At 75.2% G+C, this 12908-nt stretch carries 14 protein-coding genes; 4 read left to right on the top strand and 10 right to left on the bottom strand.

All coding sequences use genetic code 11. From position 1 onward, the window contains the following. Positions 1-129 precede the first annotated feature (129 nt). Positions 130-519: an Rv2175c family DNA-binding protein gene (locus tag ACIG87_RS08745; RefSeq protein ID WP_396849484.1), complete on the top strand. Its 390-nt coding sequence runs from the start codon at positions 130-132 to the stop codon at positions 517-519. A gap of 201 nt (positions 520-720) precedes the next feature. Here ACIG87_RS08745 and ACIG87_RS08740 read toward each other — a convergent pair whose 3' ends face one another. Beyond that, on the bottom strand, positions 721-1803 hold the full coding sequence (locus ACIG87_RS08740) for a polyprenyl synthetase family protein (protein WP_396849483.1): 1083 nt from the start codon (positions 1801-1803) through the stop codon (positions 721-723). Between the two features lie 212 nt (positions 1804-2015). Between ACIG87_RS08740 and metF the strand changes: the two genes are divergently transcribed. Both metF and ACIG87_RS08730 read left to right on the top strand, forming a co-directional pair. Continuing rightward, positions 2016-2933 carry a methylenetetrahydrofolate reductase [NAD(P)H] gene (gene metF, locus ACIG87_RS08735; protein WP_396849482.1) on the top strand — a complete coding sequence of 306 codons (918 nt, stop codon included), beginning with the start codon at positions 2016-2018 and terminating at the stop codon, positions 2931-2933. Between the two features lie 47 nt (positions 2934-2980). After that, positions 2981-3667: a CDP-alcohol phosphatidyltransferase family protein gene (locus ACIG87_RS08730; RefSeq protein ID WP_396849480.1), complete on the top strand. Its 687-nt coding sequence runs from the start codon at positions 2981-2983 to the stop codon at positions 3665-3667. A 163-nt stretch (positions 3668-3830) separates the two neighbouring features. On the opposite strand, the gene ACIG87_RS08725 is transcribed toward ACIG87_RS08730, so the two are convergent. From ACIG87_RS08725 to ACIG87_RS08685, 9 genes are read right to left on the bottom strand one after another with little or no spacing between them, the layout of a single operon-like run. Continuing rightward, positions 3831-5318 (bottom strand): phytoene desaturase family protein, encoded by a 1488-nt coding sequence (locus ACIG87_RS08725; RefSeq protein WP_396849479.1) that lies wholly within the window; start codon positions 5316-5318, stop codon positions 3831-3833. A gap of 11 nt (positions 5319-5329) precedes the next feature. After that, on the bottom strand, positions 5330-6472 hold the full coding sequence (locus tag ACIG87_RS08720) for a glycosyltransferase (RefSeq protein ID WP_396849477.1): 1143 nt from the start codon (positions 6470-6472) through the stop codon (positions 5330-5332). Next, positions 6469-7320, bottom strand: a complete 852-nt coding sequence (locus ACIG87_RS08715) for a carotenoid biosynthesis protein (RefSeq protein WP_396849476.1) — start codon at positions 7318-7320, stop codon at positions 6469-6471. Before ACIG87_RS08715 ends, ACIG87_RS08720 begins: the two co-directional genes overlap by 4 nt. Next, positions 7317-7886 (bottom strand): GNAT family N-acetyltransferase, encoded by a 570-nt coding sequence (locus ACIG87_RS08710; RefSeq protein WP_396849474.1) that lies wholly within the window; start codon positions 7884-7886, stop codon positions 7317-7319. Before ACIG87_RS08710 ends, ACIG87_RS08715 begins: the two co-directional genes overlap by 4 nt. A 10-nt stretch (positions 7887-7896) precedes the next feature. Beyond that, a complete protein-coding gene (locus ACIG87_RS08705; protein WP_396849472.1) occupies positions 7897-8616 on the bottom strand; it encodes a monooxygenase in 720 nt (239 codons plus the stop codon). Beyond that, positions 8613-9101, bottom strand: a complete 489-nt coding sequence (locus tag ACIG87_RS08700; RefSeq protein ID WP_396849470.1) for a YbaK/EbsC family protein — start codon at positions 9099-9101, stop codon at positions 8613-8615. Before ACIG87_RS08700 ends, ACIG87_RS08705 begins: the two co-directional genes overlap by 4 nt. Further along, a complete protein-coding gene (locus ACIG87_RS08695) occupies positions 9040-9951 on the bottom strand; it encodes an FAD:protein FMN transferase (RefSeq protein ID WP_396849469.1) in 912 nt (303 codons plus the stop codon). The genes ACIG87_RS08700 and ACIG87_RS08695 overlap by 62 nt, the downstream gene beginning before the upstream one ends. An 8-nt stretch (positions 9952-9959) precedes the next feature. After that, positions 9960-10481, bottom strand: coding sequence for an FMN-binding protein (locus ACIG87_RS08690; protein WP_396849467.1), 522 nt, complete (start codon positions 10479-10481; stop codon positions 9960-9962). A 20-nt stretch (positions 10482-10501) separates the two neighbouring features. Then, positions 10502-11899, bottom strand: a complete 1398-nt coding sequence (locus ACIG87_RS08685) for a ferric reductase-like transmembrane domain-containing protein (RefSeq protein WP_396849465.1) — start codon at positions 11897-11899, stop codon at positions 10502-10504. A 501-nt stretch (positions 11900-12400) separates the two neighbouring features. Here ACIG87_RS08685 and ACIG87_RS08680 point away from each other — a divergent pair. Beyond that, positions 12401-12850 (top strand): SAV_6107 family HEPN domain-containing protein, encoded by a 450-nt coding sequence (locus ACIG87_RS08680; RefSeq protein ID WP_396849463.1) that lies wholly within the window; start codon positions 12401-12403, stop codon positions 12848-12850. The last annotated feature ends 58 nt before the right edge of the window (positions 12851-12908 follow it).

Here is a 12908-nt window from a genome sequence, read left to right as displayed (position 1 = left end):
TGTGTCCTGAGGGTGAAGGTTGAACAGGATGCTACAGCCGGCACCCGACCCGGTCCGTCCCGGCGCGCTCACGCAGGCCCGACGGGGTGCCGCTGCACGTGCGGCCGGGCGACGTGGCAGGGTGGTCCGGTGACCGATTCCGTACCCGCCGACCAGTCCGTCGGCAGCGACCTCGCCGGCCCCAGCGACCCGGCCGACTGGCTGAGCCTCCCCGACGTCGCCGAGCGGCTCGACCTGTCGATCAGCAAGGTCCACCAGATGATCCGGGACCGCGAGCTGATCGCCGTCCGCCGGGACGGCGTCCGCCGGATCCCCGCCGACCTGGTGGCCAACAAGACGGTGCTCAAGCACCTGCCCGGCGTGCTCAACCTGCTCGCCGACGCCGGCTACGACGACGAGGCCGCGCTGCGCTGGCTCTACCAGCCCGACGACACGCTCTCCGGTGGCACCGGTGCGGTCACCCTCGGCGGCGACCACGCCCGCGAGGTGAAACGCCGCGCCCAAGCCCTCGGCTTCTGACCCCCACCCTGCCCCCACCCACCCACCCTGCCCCCCACCCACCCACCCTGCCCCCCACCCCACCCACCCACCCGCGCTGCCTGCTGCCCGCGCTGTCCCCGGTTGATCAAGAAGTTTCTGTCACGATCAGCGGCATCCGTGACCGAAACCTCTTGATCAACCTGTGGGGTGGGGAGGGAGGGGAGGGAGGGGTGGGTGGGGTTAGTCGGTGCGGCGGGTGGCGGCGATGGCCAGGTCCACCAGGGCCTGGCGGGCCTCGGTGTCGAGGTCGACACCGGCCAGGGCCGCCAGAGCGGTGTCGGTGAGGGTGACGATGCGCTGCTCGGTACGGGCCAACGCGCCGGTGGCGCTGATCAGCTCGCGTAGCCGGGCCACCCCGTCCTCGTCCAGCTCCGGATCGCCGAGCCGGCCGAGCAGCAGGTCCCGGCCGGCCTCGTCGGCAGCCTCCACCGCCGCTGCCACGAGGTAGGTGCGCTTGCCCTCGCGCAGGTCGTCCCCGGCCGGCTTGCCGGTCTGCGCCGGGTTGCCGAACACGCCCAGCACGTCGTCGCGGAGCTGGAACGCCTCACCGAGCGGCAACCCGTACGCCGAGTAGGCGGCGCACACGTCGGCCGGGGCGTCGGCGAGCGCGCCGCCGAGCAGCAGCGGCCGTTCGACGGTGTACTTGGCCGACTTGTACCGGGCCACCTTGCCGGCGCGTTCCAGCGAGACCTCCCCGGTCGCCTGGGTCAGCACGTCCAGGTACTGCCCGACGGTGACCTCGGCGCGCATCTCGTCGAAGACCGGTCGGGCCCGAGCCACCGTGTGCGGGTCCAGCCCGGCGGAGTGCAGCAACTCGTCGGACCAGACCAGGCAGAGGTCACCGAGCAGGATCGCCGCCGCGTCGCCGAAGCCGTCCGGGTCACCGCCCCAGCCGGACGAGCGGTGCCGGGCGGCGAAGCGTCGATGCACCGCCGGCTCGCCGCGCCGGGTGTCGGACCGGTCCATCAGGTCGTCGTGGATCAGGGCGCTGGCCTGGAAGAACTCCAGCGCCGCCAGGGCGGTCACCACCTGGTCGGCGTCCAGCCCACCGGCCCCCCGGAACCCCCAGTACGCGAAGGCCGGGCGCAGCCGCTTGCCGCCACCGAGCACGAAACCCTCGATCGCCTCGGCGACCGGCGTCAGGGCCTCGTCGATGCCGGTCACCCAGCTGCGTCGGCCGGCCAGGAACTCGGTCAGGGCCTTGTCGACGCGCTGCCGCAGGCCGGCACGGTCGACGGGGGAGACGGGAGCAGCGTGGGTCACGCCACGACGCTAGCCGGTCCCCACCGCCGACGCCTCACCTCGGGGCCGGCGCGTCATCTGGCGGACGGGGCCGGTCGCCCGATTCGCGGCGACGGGGTCAGGGTGTCTCTGCCCGGCCCCGGCGGGAGGTCGCGTCGCGGTGTCTCGGCGGGCGTCGATGTTCTGGTGGGAAGTGGATGGGGGCGGGCGACATCGCCCGCTAGAGTCATCACGTGGCGCTCGGTCTTCCCTCCGTCCTTCCCAATCCGCAGCCGGCGATCGGGGAGCTGATCCGCGACCGCCAGCCGACGTTCTCGTTCGAGTTCTTCCCGCCCAAGACGGCACAGGGCGAGCGGCTGCTCTGGCAGGCCATCCGCGAGCTGGAGTCGTTGCGCCCGTCGTTCGTGTCGATCACCTACGGGGCCGGCGGCTCGACCCGGGACACCACCGTGGCGCTGACCGAACGGATCGCCACCGAGACCACGTTGCTGCCGATGGCGCACCTGACCGCCGTCAACCACTCCGTCGCCGAGTTGCGTAACGTGATCGGCCGGCTGGCCGGCGTCGGCGTCCGCAACGTGCTCGCCGTACGCGGGGATCCGCCCGGCGACCCGGGCGGCGAGTGGGTCCGCCACCCCGAGGGCGTCGGTTACGCCGAGGACCTGGTCCGGCTGGTCCGCGAGGCCGGCGACTTCAGCGTCGGGGTGGCCGCCTTCCCGTACAAGCATCCCCGTTCGGCCGATGTGGCCAGCGACACCGCGCACTTCGTCCGCAAGTGTCGGGCCGGCGCGGAGTTCGCCATCACCCAGATGTTCTTCGACGCCGACGACTACCTGCGGCTGCGGGACCGGGTGGCGGCGGCCGGCTGCGACACGCCGATCCTGGCCGGGGTGATGCCGGTGACCCAGATCGGCACCATCGAACGCTCGGTGCAGTTGTCCGGCGCGCCCTTCCCGGCTGCGCTCGCCGAGCGGTTCGAGCGGGTCGCCGACGACCCGGAGGCGGTCCGCCGGCTCGGCATCGAACAGGCCAGCGAGATGTGCGCCCGGCTGCTCGACGAGGGGGTGCCCGGCATCCACTTCATCACCCTCAACCGCTCGCCCGCGACCCGGGAGGTGTGGCGCAGCCTGCGGGCCGACGCCCGGGTGTGAACCCGCCGACCCCGACACCTCGACCGCGCCGTGACGGTTGACCGAGGGTGGGTACACAGCTGAAGTGGGACGAGTACGCGACCGCGTGGGCGCGGTTGCACGGCGGCTTCGACCCTCGGGTCGCGGCACCGGTGGTCCGTGCCTGGCTGCGCTTCGCGTACCACGTCGGTTACGTGCTGGGCCGGCTGCGGGTCACCCCGACCGCGGTGACCGTCGGCGGGGTGCTGCTCTGTCTGTGCGTGCCGCTGTTCAGCGTCCGGTCGTCCCAGGGACCGATCGTCGGCGCGCTGTTCGTGCTGCTCGCCTCGGTCGCCGACAGCGTCGACGGGGCGGTCGCGGTCGCCACCGGCCGGACCACCCGGCTCGGCTACGTCTACGACTCGGTCGCCGACCGGCTCGGTGAGATCGCCTGGCTGGCGGCGTTCTGGCTGGTCGGGGCACCCGGCGCGATGGTGGTGGCCGCCGGCGCGCTGTCCTGGCTGCACGAGTACGTCCGGGCCCGCGCGGTCGCCGCCGGGATGCGGGAGATCGGCGCGGTCACCGTGGGGGAGCGGCCCACCCGGGTCTGCGTCGCCCTGGTCGGGCTGCTGCTGGCCGGGCTGACCGGGATGATCGATCTCGACCTGGCCGCCGGCACCATCACCATGGCCACCGCCGTCTGGCTGCTGCTGGCCGGCTTCGGCCTGGGGCAGCTCCTCTCCACCGTCCGCCGCGCCCTGCTCGACGCCGGCTGACCCGCCCGCACCCGCCGTCTGGTCGACGGCGCGGCCGGCGATGATCGACTCAATGTCGGCGAAACGGCGGCCTCCGAGACGCGGGATACCGCTGTTTCGCCGCACCTGGGACCGCCCGCCCCAGCGGCCCGTCCCGGGCGGCCGGGCGACGGGTCGGGGGGCGTTACCAGGCGGGGCCGATCTCGTCGGCGACGATCTGGGCGGACATGGTGACCATGGGCAGGCCGCCGCCGGGGTGGCTGGAGCCGCCGACCAGCCACAGCCCGTGCGCCGGGCCCCGGTTGGCGGGGCGGAGCAGCCCACCGGCCGTGCCGTAGATCGACCCGCCCGGCGCGGCGGTCGCGGCGGCCAGGTCGGCGGGGGTACGGATCTCCCGGAACACCAGCCGGTCCCGTACGTCGGCACCCCGCTCGGCGAGCACGTCGAGAATCCGGTCGGCGTACGCGTCGGCGAGCCCCGGCCGACGCCAGTCGACCGCGCCGGTGGCGGTGCCGTGGCGGGCGGCGTTGACCAGCACGAACCACGCCTCGTGCCCGTCCGGGCGGGCCGTCGGGTCGTCGGCCACGGTGACGAAGACCGTCGGGTCGGTCGCCGGCCGGGCCCGGATTCCCCGCCCGGGGTCGCCGAAGACGGCGTCGAACTCGGCGTCGTAGTCGCCGGGGAAGAACACGTTGTGGTGGGCCAGCCCGGAGCCGCCGCGTACCCCCAGCAGCAGCACGAAACCGGCCAGGCTGCGGTCGGTCAGCGCGGCCAGCCGGCGCGGGTGCGGCAGCAGGTCCCGGTAGACGGTGAGCGCGTCGGCGTTGGCGACCACCACGTCGGCGGCCACCGGCGCGGCGACCCCGGCCAGACGTACCCCGTGCACCCGGCCACCGGCGGCGTCGATCCGGGTGACCGTCTCCCCGGTGCGCACCGTGACGCCCAGGTCCAGGCAGCGGGAGAGCAGCGCGTCGGCCAGGGTGGCCAGCCCGCCGCGCAGGTACCAGCCACCGAAGGTCAGCTCGGCGTAGGGGACGGCGACCAGTGCGGCCGGGGCGCGGCGCGGGTCCGCGCCGGTGTAGGTGGCGTACCGGTCGAGCAGCATCCGCAGCCGGGGGTCGGACAGGTGGCTGCGGCCCAGCCCGCGCAGGGTGCGGCCGGGGCCGATGGCGGCCAGGTCGCCCAGCCGCCAGGCCAGCGCGGCCAGGTCGCGGGGGGAGTCGACGGTACGCCGCAGGATGTCCCGGTGCGACGCCTCCCACACCCGGGCGGCCCGCCGCCACAGCCGCTGCCAGTCGTCGGCGGACCGGCCGCCGAGGGTGCCGCCGATCCGGGCGGCGAACTCGTCCGGGTCGGCGCACGAGTCGAGGGTCGGCCCGCCGCCGGGGAAGACGTGCCGCACGATCGGGTCCAGCGGGGCCAGGTCCAGGTACTCGTCGAGCTTCGCGCCGGTGGCCTCGAACAGGTCGTGGAAGACCTGCGGCAGGGTGAGCAGGCTCGGCCCGGTGTCGAAGTGGAAGCTGCCCGCCGGGGTGTCGTGGACGTACCGGCCGAGCTTGCCGCCGACGGTGTCGGACCGTTCGAAGACGGTCACGTCGTGCCCGCTGACGGCCAGCCGGGCGGCGGTGGCCAGCCCACCCACGCCGGCGCCGATGACCACGATCCGCGCCATGCCGCGTCCTCCTAGCTGACCGGACGACCCCGCCAGGACAGGCGACGCCGCTTCCGCAGATGGTACGACCGCAGGGTCAGCCAACCGAGGACCACGACCGACACGGGGTGGGCCAGCGCGTCGGGCCAGGCCCGTCCACCGGTGGCGCGGGCGCTGAGCACCCGCCCGGCCACCCCTGCGGCGTACCCGAGCAGGGCCAGCCCGGCGGTCGGGGCCGCGCCCGCCGCCAACGCCGCCACCGCCAGCAGCGGCGGCGCGGTGTAGAGCAGGAGTAGCAGGCCGACCACGGTCGCGGCGGCGCCCGGGTGGCCGAAGGTGGCCCAGAGCGACTTGGTGTAGCCGTCGCGCAGCTGCGGCCAGGTCTCGTACATCCGGCAGGCGGCCAGCCGGGAGCCGTCGGCCAGCGCGATCCGGCCACCGGAGCGTTTCACCGCACGGGCCAGCTCGATGTCCTCCAGCACCCGGCCGGCGACCGCGACGTGCCCACCGGCCCGGTCGTAGCCGGCCCGGTCCACCAGCAGGAACTGCCCGCCCGCCGCGGCCAGCGACGGCCGCGCCGAGCGCTCCATCGCGCGCAGCGGCAGGAAGGTCAGCCACAACCACTGCAACAACGGCTGCACCAGCCGGTCGCCCGCCGTCCGCACCAGAATCCTCGGGTACGCCGACAGCAGCGTCGCCTGCGCCGCGCGCAGCTCGGTCACCGCCGCCGCGACCGCGTACGGGGTGAGCACCACGTCCGCGTCGACGAAGGCGAGCACGGTGGCGGCCGGGTCGGCGTGCCCGGCGAGCTGGTGGCAGGCGTACGGCTTGCCCAGCCAGCCCGGCGGCGGGGTGGTCCCGGTCCGCAGGGTGACCCGGGGGTCGTCGCCGGCCACCGCGCGGACCACCTCGGCGGTGCCGTCGGTCGAGCCGTCGTCGAGCACCACGATCCGCAGCCCCGGTACCCCCCGCTGGGCGAGCAGCGCGCGCAGGCACGGGGTGACCCGGTCGGCCTCGTCGCGCAGCGGCAACAGCACCGCCACCGTCTCGCCGACCTCGACCGGCCCGTCGGTGGGCCGGCGCAGCCAGTGTGCGGCGTTGACCCAGGTGTGCCCGGTCAGCGCGAGCACCGCGACGGCCACGAGGAGGGCGACCACGGTCGACGCCGGGCTCATGCCGGGGTGTCGACGCCGGGCCGGTCCGGTGCGGGCCGGGCGGCGGGTCGTCGGCGGGCGCGCAGCAGGGCCACCGCCAGCGGTACCGCCACGACCGCCATGCCGGCCGCGCCCCACACCGCCGAGGCGGGCAGCCGGAGGAACACGGCGTGCGCCAGCACGCTGGAGAAGTACGTCCACAGGTAGAGCGCGAACATCGGGTCGTCACGGGAGTCGGTGACCGCGACGGCCGGCCCGGCCAGCGGGCGCAGCGCGCTCATCAGCAGCACCGCGAAGAGCAGCCAGCCCAGGTAGTTGCTGACCGGGATGCCGGGCAGTCCGGGCAGCGCCGGGGTGGCGTCGCGCCACACCCAGTAGCCCTCGGCCACCATCTGCGGGTCGAGGAAGAGGTCCCAGCCGGCCAGCCCGACGGCGGCCAACGCCACCCGCCCGGCGTGCCCCGCCCAGCCGGGCGTCGCCGTGCCGGGTGCCCGGCCGGCGGGCGTGGTCAGTCGGACGGCGGCCAGCCACGCGGGCCAGGCCATCCAGGTCCAGGCCAGCGGGATGATCAACGGCACCCCGGCCAGCTTCGGTCCCAACTCGCCCGAGTAGTCGTAGCTGCCGAACGGAAATCCGGTGGCCACCCCCAGCGCCTCGATCGCGAACCCGCCGCCGGTGGCCACCGCGACCAGTGCCGCCGCCACCCGTGGACCCCGGCGCAGCAGCGCGTGCCCCACCGAGAGCAGGTAGCCGAGGACGACCGTGGCGACGGTGAGCCGGGCCCGGGTGACGCCGGTGGTGAGCGGATAGCAGATCTGGGCCAGGACCAGGACGGCCAGCATCAGCCAGGGGACGTGCCGGCGGGTCATGACCCGGCCGGACCGGACGTACCGGGCGGGGGCAGGGGCAGGTCCCGGCCGAGCACCCCGAACGGACGCTCGTCGCCGGGGAACTGGAAGTGCCGCAGTACGTCGACGAAGCCGAACCGCCGGTACAGCCGCCAGGCCCGGGACGTCCGCTCGTCGGCCTCCGGGGTGGACAGCAGGGTGGTGCCGCCCTCGGCCAGGCTGAGCAGGGCGGTGAGCTGTCGGGCGCCCAGGCCGTGCCCCTGCGCGGGCGGCCGGACGTGCAGCTCGACCACCTCGAAGCAGTCGGTCAGCCAGCGTCGTCGGGCGTCCGGGTCCAGCGCCCGGTAGACCTGGTCGTGCCACCACTGTCCACCCGCGCCGTGGTAGCCGTACCCGAAGCCGGCCAGGTGGCCCTCGGTGGTGAGGCTGGCGACGGCGCGGAACCCGGGCCGGCGGGCGTGGGTGGCGATGTAGCCGCGTCGGGCCTCCAGCAGGTCGGTGCGGTAGCCCATCGCCTCCCCGTACACCGCGACCACGTCGTCGAGCCGCCGGACGAGATCCTCCGGTGTCCACCGCACCAACCTCATGCGTGTCCTCTCACGGTTGCGGGTCACCGTCGGCGACCCATCCCAGCACCGACCGGTCGCCGACCACTCCGCGCACCTCGAAGCGCGCGAACAACTCCTCCGCGTACCACCCCTCGACGGGGGTGCGGGTGATCGCCGCGCGGTGCTCCGGGTGACGGTACGCGAACGCCACGAGGTCCGTCGGATCACGCCACACGCTGACCGTGCCCTGCCAGCCCAGCGGCGCCTCACCGACGCCGAACCGGGCGAGCAGCCCCGGCGCGGCGTGCAGCGCGGCGGCGACCGGCGGGACGGCCTTCCAGAAGGTGAGCGCGCGGCGGGGACGCAACCGGGCCCGGGTCAGCGCCAGCACCGGCCCGTCGACCCGGCCACCCGCCGGATCGCCGAACGGACGCCGGCCCGACCACTCGCCCCGGCTGGTCACCGGGCGTAGCTCCAGCCGGGCCGACGCGCGGGCGATCCGGGCCCAGGAGCGGCCCACCGGGGAGGCGTCGAAGCCGGCCGCCGAGGCGGGAGAATCCCACACCACCAGGGCGGCCCACCGGGTCAGGTCGGCGTCACCCGGGCCGAAGCCGGTGCCGGTTCCGGTGCCGAGCAGCTTGCCGAACCGTACGCCGGGGGTACGCCGCAGCCGGCCCGGATGCCGGGCCATCCGCACCAACGCCCGACCGACGGCGGCCCGGGGGACCTGCCACACGTGCAGGGTGACCAGCTCCGGGGTGGTGTTCACGCCACCTCGGCGGGCGTGCCGCCGGTGATCCGCAGCAGCTCCGGGTAGGTGGTGGGGAAGACCGCCTGCGGTACGCCACCGGCGGCCCACACCTCGGCGTACCCGGTCAGGGCGGTGTCGACCAGGGTGCGCAGCGGCCCGGGGTGGCCGACCGGGGCGACCCCGCCGATCACCTGGCCGGTGTGCTCCCGGACGAAGTCGGGGGTGGCCCGGCGCAGGTGGGTCACGCCGAGCCGGGCGGCCAGGCCGGCGGTGTCCACCCGGTGCGCGCCGGAGGTGAGCACCAGCAGCGGCGTGCCGTCGGCGTCGAAGACCAGCGAGTTGGCGATGGCGCCGACGTCGACGCCGAGCGCGCCGGCCGCCGCGGCGGCGGTGTGCACCGCCTCGGGCAGCAGGCGGACCTGGCTGGCCGCGCCGGAACCGTCACGCGCGCCCGCGTCGTCGAGCGCCCGCTGCACCGCCTGCACGTTCGGGTGTGACTGCATGCGGTCCATTCTTCCCGGTACGCCCCGACGCCCCACAGCCGGCCACGCCCGTGCCCCCGCGCACCGGTCCGGGCCAGTCCGGGGTGGTGCGGAGCCGGCCTTCGGCGGTCACCAGCAGCGCCTCGTGGCCGGTCAGGCCGGTCAGCCAGGCCAGCGCGTCGTCGGCGTCCCGGGTCATCGCCGCGGTGGCGTACACGTCGGCCCAGAGCAGCTCCGGCCCGACCACGGTGACCGACCGCAGCGCGGTCGCCGGCCGACCGGTACGCGGGTCCACGATGTGCGCACCGCGCCGGGCGGTGCCGGAGGTGGCGACCGCGCCGTCGCGCCGGTCCAGCACGTCCAGCAGGTGACCGGGGTGGTCCGGGTCCTCGATGCCGACCCGCCAGGCCGGCCGGTCCGCCCCGGCGCGCAGCAGCACGTCCCCGCCGGCGTTGAGGCAGAGGTCGTGCCCGGCCAGGTCTGCCAGCCAGCCGGCGGCCCGTTGCACCGCCCACCCCTTGACCAGCCCGGACGGGTCGAAACCGGTGCCGCCCGCGGGCAGCGGCAGCCGCCGGGCGTCGAACCGGCCGGCGGTGCGCATCCGGGCCAGGTCGCACAGCTCCGCCACCTCCCGTACCAACGGGCCGGCGGTGGCCGGGTCCGGTGCCCGGCCGGCCAGCCGCCCGATCTCGCTCTCCGGCCGGTACGTGCTGAACGTCGCGTCGACCGCGCGCAGCTCGGCGAAGACCCGCTCCACCCGGGCGGCGACCGCGTCGTGGCGCACGTCCGGGCCGCGCAGGTGCACGCTCACCGGCAGCCCCATCACGTGCACCACCCAGGCCCGCCGGTCCGACTCCGCCGCCGGGTCCACCGTCGGGCTCACTTCAGGTGTGCCGCGTCGATGGCGGCCTGGAGGGACTCGCGGTAGCCGTCACTGGTGACGGTCGCCCCGGACACGGTGTCGATCCGGGCGCTCTGCGCGGTGATCGCCGCCTGCCGCAGGATCGGCACCGCGTAGTCGTTGATCTGCTGGTCCCGGAAGTTGCCGTCGGGCACCTGGAGGGCCGTGACGTCGGTGATCCTCCCGCCCGACACGGTGATCCGGACCTGCACCGGCCCCCACCGGGTCTGCGCCACCGATCCGTCGTACCTCCCGCCGCCGCTGCTGTCGTCGCTGCTGTTCGCCGAGCCCGAGCCGGAGCCGGTGGACGAGCCGGAGTCCGGGTCGGCCCACGGGGTCGGGTCGTCGGACGTACCCCCGGAGCCGAGGCTCGTGCCGCCGCGGTCGCCGGCGGCGACCGCGCTGGTCTCCCCGCCCACGCCCATGGTGCTGGTCTTGTAGCTGAACAGCAGGACCAGGGTGGCCACCGTGGAGAGCAGCCAGATGGTGATCCGTCGCACGGATACTCCTTTCCTGCCCGTCACCAGGCGAAGCGTTCGTGATGGGTGTGCCGCTCGGGCACCCCGACGGCCCGGACCGCGGCCCGCGCCGCGTCGATCCAGCCGTCCGGGCCGCACAGGTAGACGTCGTGGGTGGCGATGTCGGGGGAGAGCCGGCGCAGCGCCTCGGCGTCCGACAGCCCTGCCGCGTAGCCGGGCAGCCAGGCGGGCTGCCGGCCGCGCGGGCCGACCAGCTGGTGGACCAGCACGCCGCGCTCGGCCGCGAGCCGTTCCAGCTCCGCCCGGAAGGCCAGCTCCTGCGGGGTACGCACGCGGTAGAGCAGCACCGCCTGCCCGGGTGCGTACGGCAGTTCCCAGAGCAGGGCCAGCAGCGGGGTGATGCCGACACCGCAGGCGAGCAGGGTGATCCCGCCGCCGCGCCAGTGCTCCCCGGTCAGCCGCCCGTACGGGCCCTCCAGCAGCACCCGGGTGCCCGGCCGCAGGGCAGCCACCCGGGAACTGCCGTCGCCGAGGTCCTTGACGGTGATCCGCATCAGGTCATCCGTCGGCGGGGCGGACAGCGAGTACGGGTGTGCCCGGGACCAGCCGGGGCCGTCCAGGAAGCGCCAGCCGAAGAACTGTCCGGCCCGTACCGGCAGCCGGTCCAGGTTCCGCCCGCGCAACCAGACCGAGGTGACGCCGGGGGCCTCGGGGACCACGGCGGCCACCTCGACCCGGTGCCGCAGCGAGCGGTACGCCGGCAGGCCGAGCCGGAACACCAGCACGCTGCCCAGCGCCGCCAGGTACGCCGTCCACCAGTACCCCCGGGCGGCGGCCGAGGAGACGAAGTCCGCACCGGTCCACAACTGGTGCGGCAGCGCCAGCCCGATCCCCAGGTACGCGTACAGGTGCAGCAGGTGCCAGGACTCGTAGCGCAGCCGGCGGCGGGCCGCCCGGATCGAGGTGACCACGACCAGCACCAGCAGCGCCAGCGCGGCGGCGGCCAGCAGCATCCCCGGGTACTCGGTGACCAGCAACCAGAGCTGTACGACGGGGTTCTCCCGGGCGGTGCCGGCGTACCCGAGGGTGGTCAGCAGCACGTGGGCCAGCAGCAGGTGGAACGAGGTGAAGCCGGCGAGGCGGTGCCAACGGGCGATCCGGTCCTGGCCGAAGCGTCGTTCGACCAGCGGCACCCGGGCCATCAGCACCACCTGGATGAGCATCAGGTCGGTGCTGAGCAGGGCGGTGAGCCGGCCGGCGGAGGTGAGACCGGTGGCCACTCCCGAGAGCAGTTCCTGCACTCCCCGGTCGGCGGTCCAGAGCGCGGTGACGACCAGCAGGCTGAGCACCGCCGCGCTGCCGGCCACGTCGGCCCACCAGCCGGGCGTGGTGGGCAGTGGCCGGCGCGGGGTACGTCGGTCCAGGACGGTGGCGCTCATCCCAGGGGTGTTTCGGCGGGTCCTTCTCTCATGGCTTCACCCTGCGGGGGCGATCTCGGGTCCGGCTTTGCCGTCGCTGTGCGCGGGCTGGGAATCACCGGCGGCACGCCGTACGCCACACGTTGCGTTTTCGTCGGGGGCAGGGTGTACTGTCAGAACAGTTAGAACGGGTGTTCGATTCACTCGCACATCCGTTCCAACGCCCCGGGGTCGGTGTTTCGCGGCGCCGACCCGGGCAGGTGCGGTTTCGCGGACCGCACCGGGTTCCGGGCAGTCGCGAGCCCGGTCCCGTCAAGGCAGGTCGTCGCCCGCCGCCCACGACCCCCGGGCGGCGGGCGACGAACCCGCCGGTTCGCCGGCCGGGTGTGGTGTGGGGAAGCATCCACACCCGGCCGGCCCCCATCGGTGCGTCTTCCTCCGCACCACCCGCCCCGGGCGTCGCGTCGGTGGATCTCCTCCTCCGCGTGTCCCGCCCGACCCGGTCACGCGGAGGAGACAGTCATGCCGACCAACCCGGCCCAGGCACCGACGGTGCCCGCGCACGTGCTGCCGCACCGCACCCCGACCCAGCTCCTCGCGGTGGCCCGGCGCGGGCTCGCCGAGGCCGCCCAGACCCGCCCCGACGGGCTGCGCTACGCCGCCGCCCACCTGGCCGCACTGCGCGCCGCCGCCGCCCTGCTGGCCGCCCGAGCCCGGCCCGCGCCCGCCCGGCGACGCCGGATCACCAGCGTCTGGGTGCTGCTCGCCACCGTCGCCCCCGAGCTGGACGAGTGGTCCCGCTACTTCGCCGCCGCCGCCGGCAAGCGGGCCGCCGCCGAGGCCGGCATACCCCGGGTGGTGAGCGCCCGGGAGGCCGACGACCTGCTCCGGGCCGCCGAGCAGTTCGTGACGGTGGTGGAGCACGCTCTCGGGCTGGCCCATCAGCCCGCCCTCGACGGTCTCGCGGCCTGACCGAGAGGACAAGCCCGGCTCCGCTGCGGCGGCACTGTCCACCGGGTGCGCCCGGCAC

It is taken from the genome of Micromonospora sp. NPDC051925 (genome assembly GCF_044548625.1).
Lineage (GTDB): Bacteria > Actinomycetota > Actinomycetes > Mycobacteriales > Micromonosporaceae > Micromonospora.
The sequence above is the reverse complement of the archived record's forward strand: the minus strand, read 5'-3'. Positions and strand labels throughout refer to the sequence as shown.

Bases quoted from the DNA above. Each gene is read 5' to 3' on its own strand.
- ACIG87_RS08680 (WP_396849463.1), top strand. From the start codon at position 12,401: ATGCCGACCAACCCGGCCCAGGCACCGACGGTGCCCGCGCACGTGCTG.
- ACIG87_RS08710 (WP_396849474.1), bottom strand. From the start codon at position 7,886: ATGAGGTTGGTGCGGTGGACACCGGAGGATCTCGTCCGGCGGCTCGAC.
- ACIG87_RS08725 (WP_396849479.1), bottom strand. From the start codon at position 5,318: ATGGCGCGGATCGTGGTCATCGGCGCCGGCGTGGGTGGGCTGGCCACC.
- ACIG87_RS08715 (WP_396849476.1), bottom strand. From the start codon at position 7,320: ATGACCCGCCGGCACGTCCCCTGGCTGATGCTGGCCGTCCTGGTCCTG.
- ACIG87_RS08720 (WP_396849477.1), bottom strand. From the start codon at position 6,472: ATGAGCCCGGCGTCGACCGTGGTCGCCCTCCTCGTGGCCGTCGCGGTG.
- ACIG87_RS08700 (WP_396849470.1), bottom strand. From the start codon at position 9,101: ATGCAGTCACACCCGAACGTGCAGGCGGTGCAGCGGGCGCTCGACGAC.
- ACIG87_RS08685 (WP_396849465.1), bottom strand. From the start codon at position 11,899: ATGAGCGCCACCGTCCTGGACCGACGTACCCCGCGCCGGCCACTGCCC.